1 protein-coding gene is annotated in these 413 nt (G+C 49.2%); it reads left to right on the top strand.

From position 1 onward, the window contains the following. Window positions 1–150: 150 nt before the first annotated feature. Window positions 151–413: hypothetical protein (locus E1189_RS25190; protein ID WP_230460150.1), on the top strand; the 263-nt coding region annotated here is incomplete at its 3' end.

The following is a 413-nucleotide window of genomic DNA, read 5'->3' as shown; positions in this document are numbered from 1 at the left end:
ATCCTGCGTCATAGACAGGACAACCGAAAATCACCTCGTGCATTGCCGGGGGAAAAGACAAAAAACCGGATTAACTTTCACCGCCTCAAAGGCTGCAAACATCTGGCTGTTGAACCAGGTGCCACAACATGGGTCCGGGATAAGGTAAACATGTGTCATGTACCTTCAGGTGAGGAAGTCCCCCTCCATATCCATTGCTCTCCCCTTCCTTCGGGACACCTGATTCCTTCCCGGTTTCCGCATTTAAATGCCTGGGTACGTAAACATTACAGAGAGCTTCAGATTCGCACTGACGATGACAGGCCTGCGGATTCCTATGATAAGAACACCCTAAGAGCCCGCGCAGATTTCAGGCTCTTTATCTGTGACTTTTTCGGGTGCAACAAGTATTTCACCACATTCAGCGATCTCAA

The sequence above is a fragment of the Parendozoicomonas verongulae genome (assembly GCF_009711465.1).
In the GTDB taxonomy this organism is placed as follows: Bacteria; Pseudomonadota; Gammaproteobacteria; order Pseudomonadales; family Endozoicomonadaceae; genus Sansalvadorimonas; species Sansalvadorimonas verongulae.
The sequence above is the reverse complement of the archived record's forward strand: the minus strand, read 5'-3'. Positions and strand labels throughout refer to the sequence as shown.